This is a genomic window from Chitinophaga sp. YIM B06452, assembly GCF_039655965.1.
Classification (GTDB): Bacteria; Bacteroidota; Bacteroidia; order Chitinophagales; family Chitinophagaceae; genus Chitinophaga.
This window is the reverse complement of sequence record NZ_JAWLKY010000001.1, coordinates 1,588,474-1,614,136: the sequence shown is the minus strand read 5'-3', so window position 1 is coordinate 1,614,136 and position 25,663 is coordinate 1,588,474. Positions and strand designations below refer to the sequence as shown.

The 25,663-nt window shown below is 53.7% G+C and carries 21 protein-coding genes; 11 read left to right on the top strand and 10 right to left on the bottom strand.

The window, feature by feature from the left end; translation table 11 throughout:
• Positions 1–18: 18 nt before the first annotated feature.
• The 3 genes from R3I13_RS06395 to R3I13_RS06385 form a co-directional block, all read right to left on the bottom strand.
• Complete coding sequence (locus R3I13_RS06395) at positions 19–912, bottom strand: YitT family protein (protein ID WP_346317096.1); 894 nt, start codon at positions 910–912, stop codon at positions 19–21.
• Positions 913–965: 53 nt separating this feature from the next.
• A complete protein-coding gene (locus tag R3I13_RS06390; protein ID WP_346317095.1) occupies positions 966–2,105 on the bottom strand; it encodes a formimidoylglutamase in 1,140 nt (379 codons plus the stop codon).
• Between the two features lie 303 nt (positions 2,106–2,408).
• On the bottom strand, positions 2,409–2,657 hold the full coding sequence (locus tag R3I13_RS06385) for a hypothetical protein (RefSeq protein ID WP_346317094.1): 249 nt from the start codon (positions 2,655–2,657) through the stop codon (positions 2,409–2,411).
• A gap of 353 nt (positions 2,658–3,010) precedes the next feature.
• On the opposite strand from R3I13_RS06385, the gene R3I13_RS06380 reads away from it, so the two are divergent.
• On the top strand, positions 3,011–4,111 hold the full coding sequence (locus R3I13_RS06380; protein WP_346317093.1) for a glycosyltransferase: 1,101 nt from the start codon (positions 3,011–3,013) through the stop codon (positions 4,109–4,111).
• A gap of 71 nt (positions 4,112–4,182) precedes the next feature.
• Here R3I13_RS06380 and R3I13_RS06375 read toward each other — a convergent pair whose 3' ends face one another.
• Entirely contained in the window at positions 4,183–4,533 is a 351-nt protein-coding gene (locus R3I13_RS06375) for an ArsC/Spx/MgsR family protein (protein WP_346317092.1), read from the bottom strand.
• 43 nt (positions 4,534–4,576) lie between these two features.
• Here R3I13_RS06375 and polA point away from each other — a divergent pair, with 43 nt between their 5' ends.
• From polA to R3I13_RS06360, 3 genes are all read left to right on the top strand, one after another.
• On the top strand, positions 4,577–7,414 hold the full coding sequence (gene polA, locus R3I13_RS06370; protein WP_346317091.1) for a DNA polymerase I: 2,838 nt from the start codon (positions 4,577–4,579) through the stop codon (positions 7,412–7,414).
• A gap of 155 nt (positions 7,415–7,569) precedes the next feature.
• A complete protein-coding gene (locus R3I13_RS06365; RefSeq protein WP_346317090.1) occupies positions 7,570–8,115 on the top strand; it encodes a GNAT family N-acetyltransferase in 546 nt (181 codons plus the stop codon).
• 59 nt (positions 8,116–8,174) lie between these two features.
• Entirely contained in the window at positions 8,175–9,323 is a 1,149-nt protein-coding gene (locus R3I13_RS06360) for a C1 family peptidase (protein WP_346317089.1), read from the top strand.
• Between the two features lie 58 nt (positions 9,324–9,381).
• Here R3I13_RS06360 and R3I13_RS06355 read toward each other — a convergent pair whose 3' ends face one another.
• Positions 9,382–9,999: an L-threonylcarbamoyladenylate synthase gene (locus R3I13_RS06355; protein ID WP_346317088.1), complete on the bottom strand. Its 618-nt coding sequence runs from the start codon at positions 9,997–9,999 to the stop codon at positions 9,382–9,384.
• Between the two features lie 126 nt (positions 10,000–10,125).
• Between R3I13_RS06355 and mtgA the strand changes: the two genes are divergently transcribed.
• Positions 10,126–10,833, top strand: a complete 708-nt coding sequence (gene mtgA, locus R3I13_RS06350) for a monofunctional biosynthetic peptidoglycan transglycosylase (protein ID WP_346317087.1) — start codon at positions 10,126–10,128, stop codon at positions 10,831–10,833.
• Here the strand turns inward: mtgA and R3I13_RS06345 are convergent.
• The 4 genes from R3I13_RS06345 to R3I13_RS06330 all read right to left on the bottom strand — a co-directional run bounded on the left by R3I13_RS06345 (position 10,826) and on the right by R3I13_RS06330 (position 14,364).
• Positions 10,826–11,341 (bottom strand): ATP-binding protein, encoded by a 516-nt coding sequence (locus tag R3I13_RS06345; RefSeq protein WP_346317086.1) that lies wholly within the window; start codon positions 11,339–11,341, stop codon positions 10,826–10,828. The two genes, mtgA and R3I13_RS06345, sit on opposite strands and share 8 nt — an antisense overlap.
• Entirely contained in the window at positions 11,338–11,967 is a 630-nt protein-coding gene (gene pnuC / locus R3I13_RS06340; RefSeq protein WP_346317085.1) for a nicotinamide riboside transporter PnuC, read from the bottom strand. Before pnuC ends, R3I13_RS06345 begins: the two co-directional genes overlap by 4 nt.
• 44 nt (positions 11,968–12,011) lie before the next feature.
• On the bottom strand, positions 12,012–13,679 hold the full coding sequence (locus R3I13_RS06335; RefSeq protein ID WP_346317084.1) for a PNGase F N-terminal domain-containing protein: 1,668 nt from the start codon (positions 13,677–13,679) through the stop codon (positions 12,012–12,014).
• A gap of 103 nt (positions 13,680–13,782) precedes the next feature.
• Entirely contained in the window at positions 13,783–14,364 is a 582-nt protein-coding gene (locus R3I13_RS06330) for a NifU family protein (protein WP_346317083.1), read from the bottom strand.
• A gap of 91 nt (positions 14,365–14,455) precedes the next feature.
• Between R3I13_RS06330 and R3I13_RS06325 the strand changes: the two genes are divergently transcribed.
• Complete coding sequence (locus R3I13_RS06325; RefSeq protein ID WP_346317082.1) at positions 14,456–14,908, top strand: methylglyoxal synthase; 453 nt, start codon at positions 14,456–14,458, stop codon at positions 14,906–14,908.
• Positions 14,909–14,923: 15 nt separating this feature from the next.
• Here R3I13_RS06325 and R3I13_RS06320 read toward each other — a convergent pair whose 3' ends face one another.
• A complete protein-coding gene (locus R3I13_RS06320) occupies positions 14,924–15,928 on the bottom strand; it encodes a DUF3500 domain-containing protein (RefSeq protein WP_346317081.1) in 1,005 nt (334 codons plus the stop codon).
• Between the two features lie 259 nt (positions 15,929–16,187).
• On the opposite strand from R3I13_RS06320, the gene R3I13_RS06315 reads away from it, so the two are divergent.
• The 5 genes from R3I13_RS06315 (at position 16,188) to R3I13_RS06295 (ending at position 25,616) form a co-directional block, all read left to right on the top strand.
• On the top strand, positions 16,188–17,726 hold the full coding sequence (locus R3I13_RS06315; RefSeq protein ID WP_346317080.1) for a family 10 glycosylhydrolase: 1,539 nt from the start codon (positions 16,188–16,190) through the stop codon (positions 17,724–17,726).
• A 284-nt stretch (positions 17,727–18,010) separates the two neighbouring features.
• A complete protein-coding gene (gene gltB, locus R3I13_RS06310) occupies positions 18,011–22,540 on the top strand; it encodes a glutamate synthase large subunit (protein ID WP_346317079.1) in 4,530 nt (1,509 codons plus the stop codon).
• Between the two features lie 36 nt (positions 22,541–22,576).
• On the top strand, positions 22,577–24,052 hold the full coding sequence (locus R3I13_RS06305; RefSeq protein ID WP_346317078.1) for a glutamate synthase subunit beta: 1,476 nt from the start codon (positions 22,577–22,579) through the stop codon (positions 24,050–24,052).
• Positions 24,053–24,219: 167 nt separating this feature from the next.
• Entirely contained in the window at positions 24,220–25,065 is an 846-nt protein-coding gene (locus tag R3I13_RS06300; protein WP_346317077.1) for a neutral zinc metallopeptidase, read from the top strand.
• Positions 25,062–25,616 (top strand): putative glycolipid-binding domain-containing protein, encoded by a 555-nt coding sequence (locus R3I13_RS06295; RefSeq protein WP_346317076.1) that lies wholly within the window; start codon positions 25,062–25,064, stop codon positions 25,614–25,616. Before R3I13_RS06300 ends, R3I13_RS06295 begins: the two co-directional genes overlap by 4 nt.
• Positions 25,617–25,663 lie beyond the last annotated feature (47 nt).

Below are 25,663 nucleotides of genomic sequence, written 5' to 3'. Positions count from 1 at the left end.
CGGTGCAGAATTAGTGGATTAATGATGCGTCGCGCGGCGCTTGATCATTCCCCCGCGCGTATCGTTGATATTTGTCTGCACAATAAACGCTTTTTCGTCGATCTTTTCAATCTCATCTATGATCTTATGCACTTCGAGGCGGGTAACAACCGTATAAACGATATCAATTTCATCGTCTACCGCTCCTCTTTTTCCAAAACCGCTCTTGCCCTTGAATACTGTAACCCCTTTGCGCAGCTTCAGGGTCAGGGTTTTCCGGATCAGCTCGCTGTTGGGTGAAATGATCGTCAGTGCAATGTATTCCTCGAAACCGGATATTACAAAATCCACCGTTTTGGAGGCGGACAGGTACGTCAGCATCGCATACAGCGCGGTTTCCACGTTGATCAGCACCGCCGCCACTCCGAAAATGATCACGTTGAAATACATGATCACCTCGCCGATAGACAGCACGGTCTTGCGGTTGATGTACAGCGCCAGCACTTCCGTGCCGTCCAGCACAGCGCCGCCGCGGATAGACATGCCGATGCCCGCGCCGAGGAAGAACCCTCCGAAGATCGCGATCAGCAGCTTATCCTGCGTGATCACCGGCACCTTGATGAGCGCCAGCGCCGTGGCCAGACCAACGATGGCAATGATGGTCTTGACGGTAAAGCCGCGGGAAAGCTGTTTATACGCCAGCAGGATGAACGGGGTGTTGATCACGACGATCAATACGGAAATGGACCATCCGCTCAGCCGGTTAGTAAGCAGTGAAATACCGGTAACGCCGCCGTCGAGGAAGCCGTTGGGCAGCAGGAAGGCTTTGAGGCCGAGAGCTGCCAGGAGCACGCCGATTGCGATCAGGACAGCGTCCTGTGCATTCTGGATAATGTTCAGCCGCGCTAACCGGGCTCTGCGGGATTGGCTCAAGGAAAGTAATGATTTTCAGTTTCCAAATTACGAAACCAAATTGTTAAAACGCGCTACAGGCGTTCCTGGTTGCGCAGCCAGCGTTCGGGTAATTCGTTGTTGCTCGCCTGCAGGTAGTCTGTATACGCGCAGGGCACAAAGTTCTTATCCGGCAGTTGCATCCACCAGCGGCCTGTTTTTTTGCTTTTCAGGAACACGGTGTCTATATCGGTGAAGGCTATATGGAATTCGAGGAAAGATTCGCGTTCTGTGAGCTGGGCTTCTTTATTTTTTACCGAACGCCCGTCCATGAAGTACCAGAGCATTTGCGAGATCTGTTTGGCGGTGAGGTTGTCCCGGTCTTTTTCCGGGAGGTAACCGTAGATGCCGTAGGTGCTGAGCTGTGCGCTCATGCCTGCATAGCGGCTGAGGGCGCAGGCTTCTTCGCCGCTGAAACCGTTGGGGGAAAGGGAATTGGCGGGCGCATCGGTATGTTTGATCATATTGATGTCTACGCTGAAGAGGTCTGTATTGCGCAGCACGGGTTCGATCTCTTCGAGGTTCTCACGCACTTTGCCGAGGCGGTAGCAGTCGAAGCGCAGCTTGTCCAGCGTTTCGAGCATGCGGGGCTGTACGAAGTAGCTCTGGAAGCCGATGTGATTGTAATGGCGGATGTAGTTGGGCTGTTCCATGAACATTTCCAGCAGGAAGCGTTTGCTGCGCAGCGGCGAGGTTTCCTGGAGGTCTATCTGCGCATCGGCCACGGTGGCTTCGATGATATATTTTTTGCTGGCGTAGGCCTGGTATTGCGCGTAGGTAAGGTCGTGCGAGCCGCCGAGGATGATAACGGTTTTGCCGGCGTCTATCAGTTCGGTGACCACGGTCTTGAATGCGGCGTAGGTATCTGCGAGATTGCGCCCGGAGAGAATGTTGCCGGCATCCGCCAGGCGAACATCTTTGTGCCAGTGGTAAAGCTGGTAGAACTCGCGGCGGATAGTGTCCGGCGCGGCGTTGCCGTTGTTGGGCGTGCCGTTGCCGCGTTCTTCGCCGGCGCCAAGGAGGATAATATCGGCGCTGTCAAGGTCCGGTATATGGCCTTCCTCGTAGAGATCGATCAGGTTGCCGATCTGGAGGTCGTCATACGTTTCATCTTCATTCAGTCGGGCTTTGGACACCGGAGCAAGGTAATCCTGCAAGTGTGGAAAGTCTATCATCACAACGGATATTATTTGCCCGCAAACCTACAACAAGAATTTTAGAATTCATGCAGGGTCGCACTGTTCATATAAAATGAACGGCGTTGGCGGTTAATGGAATAATGCAGGAAAGGGTACATAGGAGTGCGATCCGGGCTTGGCGCGATGAGATCGTAGCAGTTCAATAACGTGTGGAATAGTTACCAGAAACAGTTTGCGGCTTTCCGCGGCGATGATCTGTTCTTTTAATTTCTACAACCGATAAAGAGCAGTAATGATCGTGGCAGGTCTGATGCTACCGGACAAATACGCTGTTGCGGTTTAATTTTTGTGGACGATGAACTCAAATGCTTTTGGCTCCTTACGGAAGAAGGCACGCTCCAACACGCGGCGTTTGCTGCTCACGCGGTGTTTGTTGCAGTCTGCCACCTCGGTGGCCGCTGCCAGGTAATCCATCGTTTCAACCAGGCTCAGCATATCGCTGATCTGTTTTACTTCGTGCTGGATCTCCTGCTCGTTGTAGCGGTCTTCATGTAACAAGATGAGTAAATCCCTCTCTACAGGCTTCATGCTGATTACGTTTGATTGTTTTTCTCTTATTGTTGACATCAATTTTCAATAACGCGGTCCATCCTGCATTACCGTAATTTAGGAATGGAAAGGTATAGCGATTAAATTTCCGATTAGTGTTTCATCCGCCCCTTCTGCATAGGAGGGCACCCGCAATCGTTTTTCTTCAGCACACTGCAACCTGACCACGTTAAACTCCCCACCACTAAGAAAGCTAAAATCCATTTGTACTTTTTCATAATTTCACTAATAAACTGCGACGATATTTGCTAGTCTGTCTGAGCGGGTGTTTACCTTTTCTTAACAATGATCATTTCTAAATTAAGCTATTTTCGCAAAAAAATTTTAATTATTTGTCCACAAGCTTCCCGGCCAGAAAAAAAGTGCTGATCGTTCCCCTCGATTGGGGCCTTGGCCACGCCACGCGCGACATTCCGCTGATACACGAACTATTAAACGCTGGTTGTGAGGTAGTTATTGCGGCTGAAGGAAAACACGCCGCCCTGCTCTCCCGGGAATTCCCTACACTCACCATTCTTCCGCTTCCCGGTTACCACATTACATATTCACAAAAAGGCCTCTTTTTCGGGCTGAAGATCCTCCAGCAGGTGCCCAAGATCTGGAAAGCCGTGAAATTTGAACAGGCCTGGCTGCGGAAAACCGTTGCCGAGCACAATATCAGCGCCGTGATATCGGACAACCGGTTCGGGCTATACCATTCTTCTATCCCCTGTGTGTTCATTTCCCACCAGCTGCTCATCAAAACGCCTTTTGGCGGCGTCACGGAACGCCTGCTGCAAAAAATGAACTATCGCTACATCCGCCGCTATTCCGCCTGCTGGATCCCCGATTTTGAAGGAGAGCCCAACCTGAGCGGCAAACTGGCCCATCCCGCGGAACTGCCGGGCAACACCGCGTATCTCGGCTGCCTGAGCCGCTTTGAGCCGAAAGAAGGCGTGGAAAAGAAATATGACCTGCTGGCCCTCATCTCCGGCCCGGAGCCGCAACGCACCAACCTGGAAGAGCTGCTGCTGGCTCAGATCAAACAAATACCCGGCATGAAGGCCCTCATCGTGAGCGGCCGGCCAGACCAGGCTTCGCAAAAAGAGATCACGCCCGGCATCACGCAGGTGAGCCACCTTGGCGCTAAAGAACTGAACGAAGCCATGCTGGCGGCGGATATGGTGCTCAGCCGCTCCGGCTATACCACCCTCATGGACCTCGCCAAACTCAATAAAAAAGGTATCCTCATTCCCACACCCGGCCAGTCTGAACAGGAATACCTGGGCAAATATCTCATGAAAAAAGGATATTTCTACAGCGTGCCGCAATCGCAATTCAACCTGCAGGAAACGCTCAACGCCACGCGCAGCTTCCCCTTCACGCCTTTCCAGCACGGGCAGGATATGGAAGCATACAAAAAGATCGTGCAGGATTTCGTGAAAACGCTCTGAAAACAGCGAAGGATCTCCCTAAAAACGCTTTAAAGAAATCCTTCATTTAAAATTCATTAACGGAAACCGCCTCACAGCGCGTTCTTCAGCGCTTCCACCGTTTTTTTGTCGTTCCCCACGAATATCTGTTTGCCTACGATGGCCACGGGCCGTTTCAGGAACGTATATTCTTCCAGGATAAGATCGCGGTAATCTTTTTCGGTCAGCTCTTTCCCGGCAAGGCCCCTCGCTTTGTATTGCAGGGAACGGCGGCTGAACAGCGCTTCGTAGCTCCCGGCCATTTTCTTCATCTCGTCCAGCTGCGCTGGCGTGATCTTTTCCGTTTTGATGTCCTGCAGCGCCACTCCTTTTTCCACGGCTTCCACTTCCTTGAGTATCTTCCTGCAGGTGTCGCAGGTAGCTAAATGATAAATCTTATTCATCCGGTAAAATTATGAATTATGGGTAATTCATTACTTTTACCGCATGCACAAGAAACTCTTTTTATTAGATGCCCTGGCGCTTATTTACCGCGCTTATTACGCATTGATCAGGAACCCAAGGCTCACCAGCAAAGGCAAGAACACCAACGCGCAGTTCGGTTTCACTTCCACCCTGCTGGACCTTCTCAATAAAGAAAAACCCACGCACATCGCCGTGGCCTTCGATACGCATGCCCCCACCGAAAGGCATACCGATTTCGCCGATTACAAAGCCAACCGTGAAGACGCGCCGGAAGACCTGCTGGCAGCGCTTCCCGACATCAAACGCATCATCGAAGGATTCAACATCCCGGTGCTGGAAGTGGACGGCTACGAGGCGGACGACATTATCGGCACCATCGCCTGGCAGGCCGCAGCACAGGGTTACGAAGTGTATATGGTTACGCCGGACAAGGATTATGGCCAGCTGGTGAAAGAAAATGTGTTCATCTGGAAACCGCCCGCACTCGGCAATAAAGAGGAGATCATGGGGCCGAAGGAAGTGTGTGAGCGCTGGCAAATTAAGAACGTAGACCAGGTGGTAGACATCCTCGGCCTGATGGGCGACGCGGTAGACAACATACCCGGCATACCCGGCGTAGGCGAAAAAACGGCCATGAAGCTGCTGGCCGAATGGGGCACGCTCGAAAACGTGATCGCCAATGCAGAAAAGATCAGCGGCAAGATGGGCGAGAAGATCCGCGCCGGCGCTGAAAGCGCGCTGCTTTCGAAAAAGCTCGCCACTATCATCACCAATGTGCCCGTGCAGTTCCACGAAGAAGATTTTTGCTGCACGGAGGTAAACAAAGAAAAACTAAGCGAAGTATTCACCGAGCTGGAATTTAAAACCCTCGGCAAACGCATACTGGGAGATACTTTCAATGCTATCGGCGGGGAAGCCGCAGCAGGCAGGGCCGTTCAGCAGGACCTCTTCGGTCAGCCCGTGGAAGCCGCGCCATCCGCCGCAGACAACCTCGTGCAGCAGGCTGGCGACATTGAGCCCATCGGCCTCGTGGCAGATAAAAATATCGACAACACCCCGCACGCCTATCACCTCGCCGATACTCCTGAAAAACACCGGGAATTGGCTGCCCTCCTGATGAAGGAGCCCGCCATCAGCTTCGATACCGAAACCACCGGCACAGACGCCAACGCCGTGGAGATAGTGGGGATGAGCTTTTCCATCAAACCCGCTGAAGGCTGGTATGTCCCGCTGCCGGCAGACCAGGCCGCGGTGAAGGAGATACTGGAAGTGTTCCGCCCCGTGTTTGCCCGCGAAGACGCGCTGTTCATCGGGCAGAACACCAAGTACGATATGATCGTGCTGAAATGGTACGGCATAGAAGTGAAAGGCAAACTGTTCGACACCATGCTGGCCCACTACCTCATAGAGCCCGAAGGCCGCCGCAGCATGGACCTGCTCAGCGCCCAATACCTGCAATACGCGCCCGTTTCCATCGAAACGCTGATCGGCAAAAAAGGCAAAGGCCAGGGCAGCATGCGCGATGTGGAAATAGAAAAGATCAAGGAATATGCCGCGGAAGATGCGGACATCACCCTTCAGCTCAAAACCCGGTTCGAGCCGCTGCTGAAAGAGCGTACCGTCGAAAATGTGTTCTACGACATCGAGAACCCGCTCGTGAAAGTGCTCACCGATATGGAATACGAAGGCATCGCTGTAGATCAGCAGGCCCTTGCCGATTATTCCCGCGAACTGGAAACAGAGATCAAAAAAGCGGAAGACAGCGTGTACCAGCAGGCCGGTGTGCGCTTCAACCTGGCCTCTCCCAAACAGCTGGGGGAAGTGCTGTTCGAAAAGCTCCAGCTGGACCCCAAGGCGAAGAAAACCCGCACCGGGCAATACGCTACGGGCGAAGACGTGCTGGCCAAGCTCGCCAGCAAACACCCTATCGTGGAGAACATCCTCGTGTTCCGCGAACTGAGCAAGCTCAAGTCCACCTACGTTGATGCATTACCGTTAATGATCAACCCGCGCACGAACCGCGTGCATACCTCCTACAACCAGGCGGTGGCGGTTACCGGGCGCCTCAGCTCCAACAACCCGAACCTTCAGAATATTCCCATCCGCACGGAAAGAGGCCGCGAAGTGCGCAAGGCCTTCGTGCCGCGCAGCCCGGAATTCACGCTGCTTTCCGCGGATTACTCGCAGATCGAGCTGCGCATCATCGCTGCCATTTCGGAAGATGAAAATATGATGGAGGCCTTCCGCAGCAAGCTGGATATTCACACTGCCACTGCGGCAAAGGTCTACGGGGTTGACCTTCCCGATGTAACGCCGGATATGCGCCGCAACGCCAAGAGCGTAAACTTCGGCATCATTTACGGCCAGAGCGCCTTTGGCCTCAGCGAGAACCTGGGCATCCCGCGCAGCGAGGCCAAAAGCCTTATCGATAACTACTTTGCGCAGTACCCTTCCATCAAAAAATATATGGAAACGCAGGTACGGTTCGCGCAGCAGACCGGTTACGTGCAAACCATGATGGGGCGCAAGCGCTGGCTGAAAGACATTAATTCTTCCAACGCCGTGGTGCGCGGGTTTGCAGAGCGCAACGCCATCAACATGCCTATCCAGGGAACGGCGGCAGACCTCATCAAACTGGCGATGATTTCGCTGCACAAAACTTTCAAAGAACACAATTTCCGCTCCCGCATGATCCTGCAGGTGCATGACGAGTTGGTGTTTGACGCGCACCTGGACGAGGTGGAAACCATCAAGCCCCTCATCATCGAAGGCATGCGCAATGCCATGCCCATACTGGCGGAGAAGCTGCCCATCGATGCGGAAATAGGCACCGGTAAAAACTGGCTCGAAGCCCACTAAAATATTCCAGGGAGCTTCCCGCTCCCGGAAAAATTTCCTTTGAAAAATTGGCAGGGGATATCGTTAGCACCCCTGCCAATATGCCCCCGAAAATCTGTCAATTCTTTCCTGGCATACCCCTTGCATTTCCGAGAATCGTTTACTAGCTTTCATATATGATCCAAACCTCGAGGTTACAATTGTTGCCCTGCACGTTAAAATATTTCGAAGCGGCTTTGCATGGGAATGAAGCATTAGCACAGTTATTGGGTGCAGACGTGCCGGAACAGTGGACGGAATTTCCTGAAATGGTGTTGGTGGCTTATGATAAATTGCGCAACGACCCGGCGCTGCTGGGCTGGTTCTTTTATTTGGCCATTCACCGGGCAGACAACCGGCTGATAGGTACCGGCGGATTCAAAGGCCGCCCCGATGCGAATGGCGTGGTGGAGATCGGTTACGAAGTGTCCTCCGCATACAGGGAGCAGGGATATGCCACAGAAATGGCGGAAACCCTTATCCGTTTTGCTTTCAGTCATTCCTACGTGAATAAGGTGATTGCTCACACCCTTGAAGAATATAACGCTGCGGTGAAAGTGCTGCAAAAAGCAGGCATGCATTTCGCCGGCGCCGTAAACGGCACCGATGCGGGCGAGCTGTGGCGCTGGGAGATCACCCGCGAACAATTTGAGGCCGCAAATACCGCTCATCAATCCTCCTGAGGTCGGTTACCGCCTGACCCTTACATTTGCTGCTTTACAAAACCAACTAAAGCAAGAGCATGAAGAAATTGTTGTTGAGCGCCGCGGTATTATGGGGCATGACCGCCGCCGCGCAAACGATCCCGCAAACCAACAAGGAAGGCAGCCAATACCAGTTCACCGTTCTCAGGAACCTCGACGCCTACGCTGTGCAGAACCAGGGCCAAACCGGCACCTGCTGGTCTTTTTCAGGCCTTTCATTTTTTGAATCAGAACTGATCCGCAACGGGAAAGGCAAAGACCTTAACCTGAGCGAAATGTTCGTGGTACGCAAAATGTACCCGCTGAAAGCCGCCAACTACGTGCGCATGCATGGCAAGGCCAACTTCGGCGAAGGCGGCGGTTTTCCTGACGACCTGCTCTGCCTGAAAAAATACGGACTTGTTCCGCAGGAAGCATACGATGGCAACCGCGATAAAACTTACAACCACGCTGAAATGCTCGGCCTCATGGAACCCATGGTCAAAAAGCTGGGCGAAGCCAATACCGTAAACCCCAACTGGCAGAAAGCGCTGGAAGGCGTGCTGGATGCATATATCGGCGCTACGCCGGAGACTTTCCAATACAAGGGTAAATCTTACACCCCGCAGTCTTTCGCAAAAGAGCTTGGCCTGAATGCAGACGACTACGTGATCATCTCCTCCTTCAACCACCATCCGTTTTACGAACAGTTTGTGCTGGAAGTGCCGGATAACTGGAACTGGGAGAAAGTATACAATGTGCCACTGAACGACTTTACCGCTATCGCGGAACAGGCGGTGATGAACGGGTATTCCATTGCCTGGGCGGCAGACGTGAGCGAGAAAGGGTTTTCTTATAAAGACGGCCTGGCCATCGTTCCCGAAAAAGACTGGGCTGATTATTCCGCCAAAGAGCGCGAAACGCTTTTCACGCAGCCCGCGAAGGAAAAGACTATCACCCAGGAAAACCGCCAGCTGGCCTTCGACAACTACGAAACGCAGGACGATCATGGCATGCACATCACCGGCCTGGCCAAAGATCAGCAGGGCAATAAATTCTTTATCGTGAAAAACTCCTGGGGAACCGCCGGAAGTCCCTGCAATGGCTACTTCTACGCTTCCATGCCGTATTTCGCGTACAAAACGACCTGTTATATGGTAAACAAAAAAGCGATTCCCGCTGCGCTCGCCAAAAAGATGGGCATCTGAAGATATTAACGGGTATTTCCTGTGAGAAGCTGTTCCTGCAAGGGAGCGGCTTCTTTTTTTAACTGATCTCTTCCCAGCTGCCGGCGCCTTCCCTTACCAGTTCAGGCTCGGGGCCTGTGCAGTCTATTACGGTGGAAAACACCAGCCCGCCCGGCCCGCCGTCTACCACGATGTCTACCAGTTTCCCGAATTTGTCGTGGATGATCTCCGGGTCCGTGTATTCTTCCACGTATTCATCCACCGGCAACGACGTGCTCATGATCGGGTTGCCCAATTCCTTTACCAGCGTGCGGCAGATAAGATTATCCGGCACGCGTATGCCCACGGTATCGCGTTTGGTCTTGAGCATTTTCGGCACCTGCCTGCTGGCGGGCAGGATGAAGGTGTATGGCCCGGGAAGCGCTTTTTTAAGGAGGCGGAACAGCGGCGTGTCCACACTTTTTGTGTAGTCTGTGAGATGGCTCAGGTCGTAGCAGATGAAGGAGAAATGTGTTTTCTTCGGGTCCATCCCTTTGATCCGCGCGATCCTTTCCACGGCTTCGTGCTTGAAAATATCGCAGCCCATGCCGTACACGGTATCGGTGGGATAGATCACCACGCCGCCGTCGCGGAGGCATTCGATGATGGTTTTCAGGTTGCGCGGATTCGGATTTTGCGGATGCAGTTCTAGTCTCATGAGCCCTGGTTTATACTAATAACAAAATGCCATGTTGATATGTTGCCGGTGGAAATTACGCATTCAACCGGAAAGATAAAATCCAATAATCTTGCTAACTTTCCGCCCGGTTTGAAAACTACCCGGATGAAATTAAAAGGAATCGTCCCCAGGACCTGGCGGCTGTTTAAAAGAATTTTCCTCATACTGTTCGTTGCACAACTGTTGTATATTATCCTGCTGCGCTGGGTGAATCCTCCCATCACCGTTACCATGATCAGCAGCTGGTTCAGCCTTTGGGGTACTGATAAAAGTTTCAAACGCGATTATGTGAACCTGGATGAAATGAGCCAGCATGTGAAGCTGGCCGTTATTGCCAGTGAAGACCAGCTGTTCCCGGACCACGACGGGTTCGATTTCAAGTCCATCGAGAAAGCGATGAAGCACAACCAGAAAAGCAAGAAGATCCACGGCGCCAGCACCATCAGCCAGCAGGTGGCCAAGAATGTATTTCTCTGGCAGGGCCGCAGTTACATCCGGAAAGGCCTTGAAGTGTATTTCACTTTTATGATCGAAAAGATCTGGGGTAAAAAACGCATTCTTGAAATGTACCTGAACGTGGCAGAAATGGGCGAAGGCGTATTTGGCGTGGAAGCTGCCGCGCAGGCTAACTACCATAAACCCGCCGCAACCCTCAACCGGGAAGAATCAGCCATGATAGCGGCCTGCCTGCCTAATCCCATAAAATATACCGTGAACCCGCCCGCCCGCATCACCTACTGGCGGCAGCGGAGGATACTGGTACAGATGCGCAACCTTGCCCCTGATCCGGATATTGCGGGTTTGATCAAATAATTTGTTTAACCGCATCCACCGCGGCTTTCAGCCGCTGGTTATGATCTCCCCGGATGTCCTCCCAGGGAATGCCGGCGTTCATCACGATGTCCCGGTAAATGTTGTAGAAATATTCTCTTTCTGATGGAAGCGGGTGCTCGCGCAAGGGGTCGTCCGTCCAGGGGATGTCTATGTAGGTGAGCAGGTACAGGTCATATTGCCGCTGCGCGATCATTTTAAGGATGCGCGGGTCACATTCGCCGTACTTCGCTTCGCTCCATACTTTTATCACCTGGAGATCAGTATCGCAAATGATGAGATCTTTTGCGCGGGAAGCCGTTTCGTCCTCCAGGCGCAGCTGGCCTTCGGCGATCTGCAGCAGGTCGTGTTGCTCATACGGGCGGCCCAGGTTTTCCAGGTATCCGCGCGCGTATTCCCGCACCCATTCCGTGTTGAAATATGCGGCCAGCTGTTCGCTGAGCGTGCTCTTGCCGGTAGATTCCGGGCCTATCACTACGATCCGCTTCAAGGTTTATTTTCGTTTAGTTGTTGACGATAGAGTTTCCTCCAGCGGAAATACCCATCTACCGCCACAATGAACAGGAATATAGTCAACACTGCCAGTGATTCATATTTTTTATAAAACAGCAGCGGCACTGCCACAAGGTTAGAAATGTTGAGAAATATCCAGTTCTCAATTTTTCTTTTAGCCAGCAGCCACATGCCGCTGCAAGCGGTTGCGGATACGAATGCATCCAGCGCAGGAACATCCGAATCAGAAAAATTATGCAGCAGCATATAAAGAATTCCCCAGCCGATAATCACGATGCCCACGGCAATACCAAGCTCACGACGGTTTACAACCGATATGCCCACATGGTCGCCGGCGGACGTGGTATTGCGGCTCCAGTTGTACCAGCCGTATATGCTCATGATAAAATAATACGCGTTCAATGCAGATTCCGCATACAGTCTAAAATGTGCCTGCGCCAGCGTATATGTATAGATCCCCGTGCTAATAAGCCCCGTCGGATACACCCATACGCTGTTCCGCCGTGAACATAATACGCTGATTACGCCAAACACCATAGCGATGATATCCGGCAACGTCATCCGCTGAAATCCTTTGATTACTTCCTGGTAGATCTGTTCCATACTTTATAAAAACGGGACTGACGTATCAGTCCCGCGAATGATTGTTATTCTTTATCGCCGATCAACACCCCTGAAACGTTCCAGAAGCTGAAGCTGCCGCCCTCCGGCTTACCCAACGGGATGGCCACCTGCAAGGTATGTTTACCCGGCGCCAGTTCCGGCAGCGGGATGTCTACCGGCAAGGTCAGCGTGCCGGGGCACCAGTTGCTCCTGCTCAGGTCTGAGGATGATAATCCGTTCCCGAAGTTGCCGGAAGCGGGATTTAGCAGCCGGTAGGTGGCGCAGTCTTCCCGCCAGGGAAAGAAATGATAGATCTTTTGGCCGTCCGCAAATATTTCGTTCAGCTTTGGATTGAACTCATCGCCGCCGCCCCAGCCGCCATGGCCGGTGGTAATGTAGCGCAGCTTGAGGTTCTTTACGCCCTGCGGCACATCCACCGTTACGGTCAGCGAATCCTGGCCGAAGAGTGTGGCGTATTCCTGGCCGGCCATTTCCATGAGATTGGTGGAGTTGAAAACGGGCATTATCCATTTTTTGTTTTCCGTTGTTCCTTCCCCGTCGTAGCCGGGATAGTATTTGAAGCTGAGGCTGGCTTTGTGGCCGCCTTTGTCGTAGTTGCCAATGTAGATGCCGATCCATACTTCGCCCTGCAGGCGCGGCAGCAGCTCGGAAATGTCCTGTTTATATACGGCGGAGTCGGCCCAGTTGTAGCCTTTGATGCGGGCCTGGGCGTTGAAGTGCCTTACGCCGAAAGGCGTGAAGAAGCGCATTAGTTCCAGCGGCGCTACGTAATTATCCGTGGTTACGTAGCCCTGGTATTTTTTACCGTTGCGGGCGGTGAAGGTTGGCAAGGCTTGCGCGCCTTGTTGCAGTCCCTGCAGGAAAGTAACGGCTTTATCAGTTGGGATCATAAACACGGAGCCGGTACGGTCGTAAGCATCGCCGTTGGAATATTGCGCCAGCTCCGCAAACAGCCGTTGGCCGGGCTTTGCGGCGGGCAGCTTCACTTTCTTCAATATCACGGTGCCGCCCGCGAATTTGTAGGTCGCATTTAGCGTTTCTGCCGCGGGATTGTTGATCGCGTTGCCCCAGCTGATCTGCTCCCGGTCGAAGATGGGCAGCGTGGTGTAGCGGCTTTCTATTACCTGGCGCTGGTAAGTGGGCTCATCCACAATTTTCCCTTTATTGGCAGGCCAGTTCAGTTCTTCCGCTGTTACGGCCCTGTATTCGATCTGCCTGGCGTAAGTTTCCGAATTGCCGTTGCGGATGGTCTTAAGCACGAGGCCCAGGCCGGGAGCCACGGTGATGGAGGGCGTACCTTTTATTTTCAGGTCGTTGGTATACCATACTTCGATGGTGTTGGAGCGGATAAAGACCTTCGCTTTTTTGCAGGGAACGCCCGCCACGGTATCTATCCCCGGGATCAGTTCCGGTTTAACGTATTCTGAAAAGGATTTTTTCAACGTAAATATTTCGCCGTTGCTGTTGAGCACCTGGTAGCTGGCTTTTTCGCCATAGTGAAGGAATTGCTGCTCCGTTTGCCTGCCGGCGGGCGCCAGCCTGACCTGCTTTCCTTTGATGTACAATTGCTGTTCCCCGCGCGATTCCTTTCCGTTGTTCTTAAAGCCGTAAGTGATCACTGCTTCAGCCTGCTGTGCAAACAAAGACGCACTGGCCATTACCAATGCGCATCCCAATAAAATCCCTCTCATAGTCAGTTTTTAAAGATTGCCGGGTGTAAAGCTAAGGATCATAAATGAAAAAAGCGCAGCCTCCAGGCCGCGCTTCTAACACTATCATTCACTCAACTATGGCTTATTCTGCTTCAGCCACCACTTCTTTCACTTCGGGGATCATGCGCTTCATCATGCCTTCTATGCCGGCTTTGAGCGTGATCATGGAAGAGGGGCAGCCTGAACATGAACCTTGCAGCATCACGGTTACCACGCCTTCGTGGTAATCTTTGAACTGGATGGCGCCGCCATCCATTTCCACTGCGGGTTTCACGTAGTTTTCGAGTAATTCCTTGATCCGCTGTACAACGTCGCTTTCGTCGCCGCTGAACACAGGGGTGGATACAATATCGTCTTCATTGATCACCGCGCGGTTGTCCTCCAGGTATTCCTTCAGGAATTGTTTGATGGTAGGGATCACATCCGCCCAGTCGGTATCGTTGGTTTTGGTAAGCGTCACGAAGTTGCTGCAGATGAATACGCCCCTGATGAAGGGGAAAGTAAACAGTTCGGCGGCCAGGGGAGATGGGGCAGTGCTGGCAGCATCCGGGAAATCGATGGATTTATTCGGATAGAGGAGCTTGTTCACCACAAACTTCATCGTTTCCGGGTTCGGCGTCATTTCCGTATAGATACTGATAATTGGATTTCCTGTTTTGATCATTATATACAATTTTCTCCTGCAAAATTAGCAAAAAATGGCGAGTTCGGGCGTTTAATCTTGCAGTGTTGGGAAAGCCGTCTATTTTTGCAGCATGGTACACACTAAATCCCTTCAGGCCCGTAAGAGGATTGCGCTGATTGCACACGACCACAAGAAAGCGGAATTACTGGAATGGGCGCTTTACAACAAAACGGTGCTCACACGGCATGAACTGTACGCCACCGGCACAACCGGCAAGCTGCTGGAAGAGGCCCTGGACGTATCCGTGAGGAAACTGCTGAGCGGCCCGCTCGGCGGGGACCAGCAGATCGGTGCGGCTGTTGCGGAAGGGCGTATTGACGTGATCATCTTTTTCTGGGATCCCATGGAGGCGCTGCCCCACGACCCGGACATCAAAGCCCTGCTGCGGCTGGGCGTGGTTTGGAACATACCCATGGCCAGCAACCGGGCCTCGGCGGACTTCCTCATGACCTCGCCCCTCATGCACCAGGAGTACACCGTCATCCTGCCGGATTACAGCCAGTACCTCGGCCGGAAGGTATAGCAAAAAGAGAAAATACTACCGGTGGGCACTGTCGTAGTGTTCCTTCAGCATATCTTCCCCGAAATCGTTCTTCAGGTCGCGGAAGGTCGTATGCACATGGTTCCCGTTATTCTGCGTATTGTCGTATTCTATAATGAAGGTCGGGCCCTGAATGCGGTAATAATGCCCCGTACCCCAGGCATGGCCGCCGGCCCAGGCAAAATGAACGTTCTCCCAGCCCGCATCCGCAATTTCTTTCCAGATGATATCGGCCATGAGCTTAGTATAGCGGTCTACATACACCGCCACCAGCACTTTCAGCTGTTGCTGCTGCGCCGGGCTTAGTTTGGCATACCCAAGACCAGGAGGCTCCTGCAGCCAGGCTTTCCTTTTATTGCCGGTGATAATGTCTGCCGGGGCTTTTTCCGCTACCACAGCCTCTTTCCGCTGCTGATCGTTCAGGCCTTCCAGGAGGCCGAAGGCCAAAACGGACTCTTCCTTCAGTATCTGCTGCCCTTTCTTCGGGCCATCCGGCACTATGGCGGGATTGGAGCCCATGAACATCGGGCTGCCGGCCATCCATTTATTTTCCAGGGCAGAAAAGTTCAGCGAAAGATGATGCCCTTCCACCCGCCAGCCCCAGGGCTTCCCCGCCGCAGGGTCGCCGAAAACGGAAAAGTAATATTTGCCGGGGTCACGGTAATCATCATTTTCCCCGCGGCCTTCCAGCGCGCGCAGCACATATTCCAGCTGCACGATGGCCGAGGCTTTGGTGTAGCCGTTGTTGCTCATGCAGCGCTTCAGCAGGGCGTAAGCGGCGGCGCGTTGCGTGTCGTTCATCTCTTTCAGCGGAAGGCCTTTCCGGGAGCGGGGCACAAAATGCCAGTTAAAACGTTCGGCATCTTCCCAGCTGAACTGCACTTTGGCGCGCAAACCCGTATCAAGCGTGCGGAGGAACTGCTGCGCCGCTTTTTCGGCTGCCTGTGCAAAAGCCTGCTGACAAAGGGCGGCGAGCGATATGAGGAGAAGGATCTTTTTCATGTCCGTGGAATCTGTCGTAGTAAAATACAAATCTTTTATGGTGGATGCTATGAAAATGCTGTTAATGGGTTTATTGCTGCTGATCCGGTTTTTTAACCGCAGGTACTTTGTTGGCCGTGGAAATAACGCCGTCTTCCGTATTTTATGAGCGCCTCCGGCCCCGCTTTTGATATGTAACAGGTTGATCTGCATTTGGGATTTGCCGGTTGGAATTCTATTTTCGCAGTTTACGGTTTTTAAAGGTTTTTAAAGTATAGAAATGGTGAAGCACTTATTGGCAGGATTGTTACTCTTTGGCCTCGTCCGGCAAACCAGCGCACAGCTGCCACCCAAACGGGAACTGCGGGCCGTATGGATCGCAACCATCGAGAATATAGACTGGCCTTCCCGCAAGGGGCTGAGCACGGAAGAGCAGAAACGGGAGTTTACCCAGCTGCTGGACCAGCACCAGCGCAACGGCATCAACGCGATCGTGTTCCAGGTGAGGCCCGCGGCAGATGCTTTTTACCCTTCTCCCTACGAGCCCTGGAGCGAATACCTCACCGGCAGGCAGGGCCAGCCGCCCATACCCTACTACGATCCGCTGGAATTCATGATCACGGAAACGCATAAACGCGGCATGGAGTTCCACGCCTGGTTCAATCCCTACCGCGCCGTATCCAACATCCGCTCCAGCAGCATCGCGGCGAACCACATCACCCGCACCAAACCGCAATGGTTCCTCACCTACGGGGATAAAAAATATTTCGATCCCGGCATCCCCGAAGTGCGCAGCTACGTAACGGACGTGATCCGCGATGTGGTGAAACGCTACGACATAGACGCCATCCACTTCGACGATTATTTTTACCCCTATGCTATTCCCGGCCGCAACTTCCCGGACAACGGCTCTTACCGCCTTTACGGCAAAGGCCGCTACCTGGACGACTGGCGCCGTTTTAATGTGGACACCATTATCCAGATGCTCAGCTCCGCCATCAAAGCGGAAAAGCCCTGGGTGAAATTCGGCATCAGCCCCTTCGGCGTATGGCGCAACCGCGACCAGGACCCCGATGGCTCTGCTACCCGCGCCGGTCTTACGAATTATGACGACCTGTATGCGGACGTGATCAAATGGCAGCGCCTGGGCTGGATAGATTACCTGACCCCGCAATTGTACTGGGAATTCGGCCACCGGCTGGTACCTTACGAAGTGGCCATCACCTGGTGGTCGCAACACGCCTATGGGCGGCATATGTACATCGGTCATGCGCCTTACCGCATCGGCAGCACGGCGGGCTGGAAAGACCCGCGGGAAATGGCCCGCCAGATCAATGCGGCCCGCTCGCTGGCCACCGTGCAGGGCAGCGTGTTCTTCAGTTCCAAATCCTTCAACGGCAACCCGCTTGGTTTTGAAGACACTTTGCGCAATCACCTCTACCACTATCCCGCGCTGCGGCCTACCATGCCCTGGCTGGATAACTCCGCGCCGAAAGCGCCTTATTTCACAGACGCCTTCGAAAAGCCGGAAGGGCTGGAAATCCGCTGGGCGGATGATGATACTTCGCACCAAACGAAACAGTACGTGCTGTACCGGTTTACCGACAAAGAAGTGGTGAATGTGAACGACCCGACGAAGATCATCGCGATCGTACAGCAGATGCCGGACCCCGTGTATATGGACCGGGCATACATTAAAGGGCAGGGATATATTTATATAGTTACCGCTCTGGACCGTATGCAAAACGAGAGCATGATCAGCGATCCGCTGCGGGTGGAAATCGTGAACGGCAGGCCCAGGTTCGAGTTCGCGCCCTGATTCATAGACTTTTACACAACTTATTACCAGGCCGGGAATTGCTCCCGGCTTTTTTTGTCCGGAGTGGGCTTCGGGCGGGGTTCAATTTTTGTTTATTTCAAATCAAACTGTGGCCATTTTTAAGAATTTCTAAATTTTAGCCCTTTAATAGAACTTTATGTAAAAAATACCGCATTCCTTTAGTATCTTTAAACCGTTCCCAAAGCAATTACGGTACCTAAGCCTGGAGCATTAGCGCCTGCCGGGAGGAGTGTATCTGATAAAAAGGAAAAAATCTAAAGCCAATGGAAAAAGTGAGCCAAGAGCAGGGTTTGTATCGTGCAGAATTTGAACATGATGCGTGCGGTACGGGCTTTACCGCCCACATTAAAGGTAGGAAGTCGCACCAGATCATTCGTGATGCATTGACGATGCTGGAAAATATGGAGCATCGCGGTGCCTGCGGCTGCGAGCGCACTACCGGTGATGGCGCCGGCATTCTTATTCAGATGCCGCATGAATTCCTGTACGCGGAATGCCTGAAATTAGGCATCAAACTTCCCGAAACCGGTAAATACGGTGTGGGAATGGTATTCTTCCCGAAAGAACCACGGTGGCGCGAAGAGTGCCGCGAGATCATACAACGCTGCGCGGAAAAACTGGGCCTCGAAATACTCGGCTACCGCAAAGTTCCCGTTCGCCCCGATGGCATCGGCGAAACCGCGCTGAGCGTAGAACCGGAAATAGAGCAGCTGTTCATCGCCTGCCCCTACCAGGTCTCCGACCCGGAAGAGTTCGAACGCAAGCTGTTCGTGCTGCGTAATTATATTACCAAAACCGTTCGCAACTCCATCCCGAAAGATAAAGCCGAAATTTATTTCGCTTCGCTTTCCTGCAAAACGATCGTATACAAAGGCCAGCTCACCACTTACCAGGTTGGCCACTATTATACCGACCTGCGCGACGAACGCATGGTATCCGCATTCGGCCTCATTCACAGCCGTTTCGCCACCAACACCTTCCCCAGCTGGAAGCTCGCGCATCCTTTCCGCTACATCGCCCACAACGGCGAGATCAACACGCTGAAAGGCAACCTGAACTGGCTGCGCGCAGGCGAGAACAGCTTCGTGACCAAATACTTCACCCCGGAGGAAATGGAAATGCTGTCGCCGATCGTAGACGAAGGCCAGTCTGACTCCGCCTGCCTGGACAATGTGATCGAACTGCTGAACCTTACCGGCCGCTCATTGCCCCATGTAATGATGATGCTGATCCCCGAAGCCTGGGACGGCAATGAAGCCATGGACCCGGTGAAGAAAGCATTCTACGAATACCACGCTTCCCTCATGGAGCCCTGGGACGGGCCGGCTTCCATCTCTTTCACGGATGGAAAGATCATCGGCGCTACCCTCGACAGGAACGGCCTCCGCCCTTCCCGCTTCGTGGTAACGAAAGACGACCGGGTGATCATGGCCTCCGAAGCAGGCGTGCTGCCCATCGATCCGAAAAATGTAAAAGAAAAAGGCCGTCTCCAGCCGGGCAAAATGTTCGTGGTGGATATGGAACAGGGCCGCATCATCGGCGACGAAGAACTGAAGCAGGGCATTTGTTCCCAGCAGCCTTACGCCGAATGGCTCAATAAATATAAGATCCGCCTGGACGAGCTGCCCGAGCCCCGCGTTACTTTCACGCACCTGGAGCACGAGCAGATCTTCAAATACCAGCGCGCTTTCGGGTATTCCACCGAAGACCTGGACACCATCATCGCGCCAATGGCCATCGACGGCAAAGAGCCGATCGGTTCCATGGGTACGGATGTGCCCCTGGCCATCCTCAGCGACCAGCCGCAGCATATCAGCAGCTACTTCAAGCAGCTGTTTGCACAGGTAACCAACCCGCCCATCGATCCCATCAGGGAGAGGCTGGTGATGAGCCTGGCTACCTTCCTGGGCAACAACGGCAATCTTCTCGACGAAGATCCGCTGCACTGCCACAGCGTTGCGCTGCCGCACCCGATCCTGAACAACTACGAGCTGGAAAAGATACGGAGCATAGATACCGGCATCTTCCAGGCCAAAACGTTACATACTTATTTCAAGGCAGACGGTAAGCCCGGCTCCCTCGAAAAAGGCCTGGCGCGCCTTTGCCGCTACGCTGTGGATGCGGTGGAAGACGGCTTTGAAGTGGTGATCCTCTCAGACCGTGCGATCGACTCAGAGCATGCTCCCATTCCTTCGCTGCTGGCGCTTTCCGCCGTGCATCACCACCTCATCCGCAAAGGTTACCGCGGCCAGGTTGGCCTGGTAGTGGAAGCCGGCGACGTGTGGGAAGTGCATCACTTCGCCTGCCTGCTCGGTTTCGGCGCTACTGCCATCAATCCTTACCTGGCGCTCAGCACCATCCGCGACATGCGCCTGAAAGGAAAGCTGCAAACAGAGCTGGACGTAGACAAACTGAAGAAGAATTATATCAAGGCCATCTGCGAAGGACTCTTCAAAGTGTTCTCCAAGATGGGCATCTCCACCCTGCAATCTTACCAGGGTGCGCAGATCTTCGAAATACTCGGTATCAACAAGACCGTGGTGGACAAATATTTCACCGGCGCCGTTTCCCGCATCCAGGGTATGGGCCTCGATGAAATTGCACAGGAAACACTCGCCAAACACTGGACCAGCTACGGCCGGAAAGAAACCCCGGTTCAGCGCCTCAGCACCGGCGGCGTGTACCAGTGGAAACGTAAAGGTGAATTCCACCTTTTCAATCCCACTACCATCCACCTGCTGCAGTATTCCACCCGTATGAACGACTACGGCATCTTCAAAAAATATTCAAAAGCTGTAAACGACCAGAGCGAAAAAGCAGCTACGCTGCGCAGCATGTTCACCTTCAAACGCAACCGCAACCCGGTGCCGATCGAAGAAGTGGAATCTGCTGAAAGCATCCTGAAACGTTTTGCCACCGGCGCGATGAGCTTCGGTTCCATCAGCCATGAAGCGCACTCCACGCTGGCTGTGGCTATGAACCGCATTGGCGCGAAAAGCAATACCGGCGAAGGCGGTGAAGATGAAATGCGTTATGAGCTGTTGCCCAACGGCGACTCCATGCGCTCCGCCATCAAGCAGGTAGCATCTGCCCGCTTCGGGGTTACCAGCTACTACCTCACGAATGCGGACGAATTGCAGATCAAAATGGCGCAGGGCGCCAAGCCCGGCGAGGGCGGCCAGCTGCCCGGCCATAAAGTGGACGACTGGATCGGGAAGGTACGTCATGCTACGCCCGGCGTAGGCCTGATCTCCCCGCCGCCGCACCACGATATTTATTCCATCGAAGACCTGGCGCAGCTGATCTTCGACCTGAAGAACGCGAACCGCGCTGCGCGCATCAGCGTGAAGTTGGTATCCAAAGCAGGCGTGGGCACTATTGCCGCCGGCGTTGCCAAAGCGCATGCCGATGTGATCCTCGTTTCCGGCCACGACGGCGGTACGGGCGCATCTCCCATCAGCTCCATCAAGCACGCAGGTTTGCCCTGGGAACTGGGCCTGGCTGAAACACACCAGACGCTCGTTCGCAACAAACTCCGCAGCCGCGTAACCGTGCAGACCGACGGCCAGCTGAAAACCGGCCGCGATATCGCGATCGCCACTTTACTCGGCGCTGAAGAATGGGGCGTAGCCACCGCAGCGCTGGTAGTGGAAGGCTGTATCATGATGCGTAAATGCCACCTGAACACTTGTCCTGTCGGCGTAGCCACGCAAGACCCGGACCTGCGCAAACGCTTCAACGGCACCGCAGATGCCGTGGTGAACTTCTTCCACTTCCTGGTGGCCGAGTTCCGTGAGATCATGGCCGAGCTGGGCTTCCGCACCGTACAGGAAATGGTGGGACAGGTGGAAGTGCTGAAAGTACGCGAGAACATTACACACTGGAAATACAAGCACCTGGACCTCTCCCCCGTGCTGTACCGCGAACCGGCTTCAGACGAAACCGGCCTGTACAAACAGGAAGAGCAGGATCATGGTTTGGCCGAAGTGATGGACTGGCAGCTGCTGAAAGCCGCCAAACCCGCGCTGGAAAACAAAACCAGGGTATACGGCACTTACAAGGTGAAGAATACGGACCGTACCGTCGGCACCATTCTCTCCAACGAAATTTCCAAACGCTACAAAAGCGAAGGATTACCGGAAGACACTATTCACAATAAATTCACCGGTTCAGCCGGCCAGAGCTTTGGCGCATTCAACACCAAGGGCGTAACGCTGGAGCTGGAAGGCGAAGCGAACGATTACTTCGGCAAAGGCCTGTCCGGCGCCAAGCTGATCCTTTATCCTTCCAACGAAGCGGGCTTTAAAGCGGAAGAGAATATCATCGCGGGCAACGTGGCGCTGTACGGCGCAACATCCGGCGAGGCTTACATCCGCGGCAAGGCCGGCGAACGCTTCTGCGTGCGCAACTCCGGCGCTACGGTTGTAGTGGAAGGCACCGGCGATCACGGTTGTGAATATATGACCGGCGGTAAAGCAGTCATCCTCGGGGAAACCGGCCGCAACTTCGGCGCGGGCATGAGCGGCGGTATTGCTTACGTGTACGATGTGAAAGGAACTTTCGCGTCACAGTGCAACCCGGATATGATCGACCTGGACCCGGTTGGCGAAGAAGACGCCGCCATCCTCCAGGACCTGATCACTAAACATCACGCTTATACGAACAGTACGGTGGCCAAGTTCATCCTGAAAGACTGGGAGAACCAACTGCGCCACTTCGTGAAAGTGTTCCCGAAAGAATACAAAGCGGCCCTGAAAGCGGCTGCTGCAAAGGGAGTGAAGAGCAAAGCGTAACAAACAATTTTTAAAAGCGGACAAGCAGAGACAGATATGGGCAAACCAACAGGATTTCTGGAATTTACAAGGGAGCTTCCCGGTAAAGCTGATCCCAAAAGCAGGGTGAAGCATTATAACGAATTCGTAGAGCGGTTCAGCGAACCGAAGCTTAACGAACAGGCGGCGCGCTGCATGAACTGCGGCGTACCCTTCTGCCACAGCGGTTGCCCGCTGGGTAACGTGATCCCGGAATTTAACGATGCCGTTTACCGGAAAGACTGGCAGGAAGCATACGATGTGCTGACCTCTACCAACAACTTCCCGGAATTCACCGGGCGCATTTGTCCTGCCCCCTGTGAAAGTTCCTGCGTGCTGGGCATCAACCAGCCGCCGGTGGCCATCGAGGAGATCGAGAAACATATTATTGAAGTTGCTTTCGATAAAGGCCTGGTAAAAGCTAAAACGCCGCGTGTGCGCACCGGCAAAAAAGTCGCCGTGATCGGTTCAGGCCCCGCAGGGCTTGCTGCCGCGGCACAGCTGAATTACGCAGGCCACAACGTGACCGTGTTTGAAAGAGACGACAGGCCCGGCGGGCTTCTCCGTTACGGCATCCCCGATTTCAAACTGGAAAAATGGGTAATAGACCGCAGGATCTCGCTGATGGAAGAAGAAGGTGTTGAATTCCGCTGCAATGCGAATGTGGGTGTGAACGTGAGCGTGAACGACCTGCTGCGCGAATACAACGCCGTAGTGCTGGCGGGCGGTTCCACCATTCCCAGGGATCTCGCTATTCCCGGCCGCGAGCTGAAAGGCGTGCACTTTGCCATGGACTTCCTGAAACAGCAGAATAAAAGAGTGAGCAAGCTGAAAGTGGATGGGGAAGACATTATTGCCAAAGGAAAGAACGTAGTAGTGATCGGCGGCGGCGACACGGGCTCTGACTGTGTGGGCACCTCCAACCGTCATGGCGCGGTGAGCGTTACGCAGCTGGAACTGCTGCCGAAGCCTCCCGGCGAAAGAACGCCGTTCATGCCATGGCCTACTTACCCGATGGTATTAAAAACATCTTCTTCCCACGAGGAAGGGGCAGACCGCAAATGGGCGATCGCTACCAAAGCTTTCGTGGGCGATGATAAAGGCAACCTGAAAGGTTTGCTGCTGGTGGACCTGCAATGGACGCTCGGCGAGAACGGCGCACCTGCAAGGTTTACCGAAATACCGGGCTCGGAAAGGGAAGTTCCCTGTGAACTGGCTTTCCTGGCAATGGGTTTCTTACACCCGCAACAGAAAGGAATGCTGGAAGACCTCGGCGTTGAAACAGACGACCGCGGCAACGTGAAAGCGACGGAAAAAGCTTATCAAACCTCCATCCCCAAAGTATTTGCAGCCGGCGACATGCGCCGCGGGCAATCGCTGGTGGTGTGGGCGATCAGTGAAGGACGCGAATGTGCGAGAAAAGTGGATGAGTTCCTGATGGGCAGTTCCCAGCTGGAAAGCAAGGACCATTCGCTGATGTTCCTGTCCATGTAAATTTGAATTTTTTAAGTCTTCTCATAAGCAGGTTTAGATTTTGTTGTAACCTTCAGCCGGGCCGGGTTTTTACCCGGCCTTTACTTTTCCATTAACCCAAGGCTGTCCATGAATTTGGTATAGTTTTTATTTGTTAAATTTATACTACCTAATCAAACTGAAATTCTATGCGTTGGCAAGGACGCCGTCAAAGCGGTAATGTTGAAGACCGTCGCGGTTCATCGCGCGGGGGCCTCGTGGCAGGCGGTGGCATTGGCGCCATCGTGATCGCCGTGATCATTTATTTCCTTGGCGGCGACCCCTCCCAGGTTTTGGACATGCAGCAGCAAACCGGCCAGCAGCAACAAATGTCGCCGGAACAACAGGCCGCCGAAGCCGCGGCCGATTCCCTCGTAAGGGTAGTGCTCGCTGAAACCGAAGACGTATGGAACAAACAGTTCGCCCAAATGAACCAGCAATACCAGGAACCCAAGCTCGTGCTGTTCTCCGGCATGGTGCAATCCGCCTGTGGCGGCGCATCGGCAGCATCGGGGCCGTTCTATTGCCCGGCAGACCACCAGGTGTACATCGACCTGTCCTTCTACGATGAATTACAAAACAAGCTCAACGCCCCGGGCGACTTTGCCATGGCGTACGTGGTTGCGCACGAAGTAGGCCATCATGTGCAGAACCTGCTCGGCATTTCTGAAAAAGTACAGGCCCAGCGCAGCCGCCTCAGCGAAGCGGAATACAATAAACTGTCCGTAAAACTGGAGCTGCAGGCCGATTTCTTCGCAGGCCTGTGGGCGCATCACACTTCGAAACTGCAGAACGTTATCGAGCCGGGCGACATCGAGGAAGCGCTTAACGCCGCCAATGCCATCGGCGACGACCGCCTGCAGAAGCAATCCCGCGGCTACGTTGTGCCCGATGCATTCACACATGGAACTTCCGCCCAGCGCATGTACTGGTTCAAGAAAGGATTCGAGACCGGGGATATCCGCCAGGGCGACACCTTCAATAGTGCACAATGAAAAAACAGGTAATCTGGAAAGCGCTGCATTACCAGATGATGGAATACTGCAACGTGGAGATCACGGAAACGGATATACGTATAGACGGCTCCATCGTAGGTTTCGGTGAGGATACACCGTTTTCTGTTACTTACGATATCATTACAGACCGCAACTGGGAAGTGACTGCGCTTGAAATGGCCGTTGAGCGTTCCGGCGACTGCTCCTGGATCTCCATCCAGCGCGACCCGGACGGCAAATGGACCCAAAGCGGCCACGCCCGCCCCGAATGGTACGAATGCACCGACATCGATATTTCCCTCACTCCTTTCACCAATACCCTGCCCATCCGCCGCCTTGAGCTGCCGCTGCACGACAGGCGCGAACTCCAGGTACTTTACATCAACGTTTTCGACAACGAGATCAAACCCGTTACGCAATGGTACACGCGCCTGGCGGAAGATAAATATCTCTACGAAGGCGTAGTGAGAGATTTCAAAGCGGAGCTTACGGTAGATGAAGACGGGCTGGTGCTGGATTATCCCGGGCTTTTCCAGCGCATCGGTTCCTAAAAGCCCGTCATTGCGAGAAGCAGCAGAGCCAAAGCGGGAAGGGCGAC

What these genes read in the sequence shown, in the direction of transcription:
- R3I13_RS06390 (WP_346317095.1), bottom strand. Translation starts at nt 2,105, where the DNA reads ATGATAGACTTTCCACACTTGCAGGATTACCTTGCTCCGGTGTCCAAA.
- R3I13_RS06385 (WP_346317094.1), bottom strand. Translation starts at nt 2,657, where the DNA reads ATGAAGCCTGTAGAGAGGGATTTACTCATCTTGTTACATGAAGACCGC.
- R3I13_RS06375 (WP_346317092.1), bottom strand. Translation starts at nt 4,533, where the DNA reads ATGAATAAGATTTATCATTTAGCTACCTGCGACACCTGCAGGAAGATA.
- polA (WP_346317091.1), top strand. Translation starts at nt 4,577, where the DNA reads ATGCACAAGAAACTCTTTTTATTAGATGCCCTGGCGCTTATTTACCGC.
- R3I13_RS06365 (WP_346317090.1), top strand. Translation starts at nt 7,570, where the DNA reads ATGATCCAAACCTCGAGGTTACAATTGTTGCCCTGCACGTTAAAATAT.
- R3I13_RS06360 (WP_346317089.1), top strand. Translation starts at nt 8,175, where the DNA reads ATGAAGAAATTGTTGTTGAGCGCCGCGGTATTATGGGGCATGACCGCC.
- R3I13_RS06355 (WP_346317088.1), bottom strand. Translation starts at nt 9,999, where the DNA reads ATGAGACTAGAACTGCATCCGCAAAATCCGAATCCGCGCAACCTGAAA.
- mtgA (WP_346317087.1), top strand. Translation starts at nt 10,126, where the DNA reads ATGAAATTAAAAGGAATCGTCCCCAGGACCTGGCGGCTGTTTAAAAGA.
- pnuC (WP_346317085.1), bottom strand. Translation starts at nt 11,967, where the DNA reads ATGGAACAGATCTACCAGGAAGTAATCAAAGGATTTCAGCGGATGACG.
- R3I13_RS06335 (WP_346317084.1), bottom strand. Translation starts at nt 13,679, where the DNA reads ATGAGAGGGATTTTATTGGGATGCGCATTGGTAATGGCCAGTGCGTCT.
- R3I13_RS06330 (WP_346317083.1), bottom strand. Translation starts at nt 14,364, where the DNA reads ATGATCAAAACAGGAAATCCAATTATCAGTATCTATACGGAAATGACG.
- R3I13_RS06325 (WP_346317082.1), top strand. Translation starts at nt 14,456, where the DNA reads ATGGTACACACTAAATCCCTTCAGGCCCGTAAGAGGATTGCGCTGATT.
- R3I13_RS06320 (WP_346317081.1), bottom strand. Translation starts at nt 15,928, where the DNA reads ATGAAAAAGATCCTTCTCCTCATATCGCTCGCCGCCCTTTGTCAGCAG.
- R3I13_RS06315 (WP_346317080.1), top strand. Translation starts at nt 16,188, where the DNA reads ATGGTGAAGCACTTATTGGCAGGATTGTTACTCTTTGGCCTCGTCCGG.
- gltB (WP_346317079.1), top strand. Translation starts at nt 18,011, where the DNA reads ATGGAAAAAGTGAGCCAAGAGCAGGGTTTGTATCGTGCAGAATTTGAA.
- R3I13_RS06305 (WP_346317078.1), top strand. Translation starts at nt 22,577, where the DNA reads ATGGGCAAACCAACAGGATTTCTGGAATTTACAAGGGAGCTTCCCGGT.
- R3I13_RS06300 (WP_346317077.1), top strand. Translation starts at nt 24,220, where the DNA reads ATGCGTTGGCAAGGACGCCGTCAAAGCGGTAATGTTGAAGACCGTCGC.
- R3I13_RS06295 (WP_346317076.1), top strand. Translation starts at nt 25,062, where the DNA reads ATGAAAAAACAGGTAATCTGGAAAGCGCTGCATTACCAGATGATGGAA.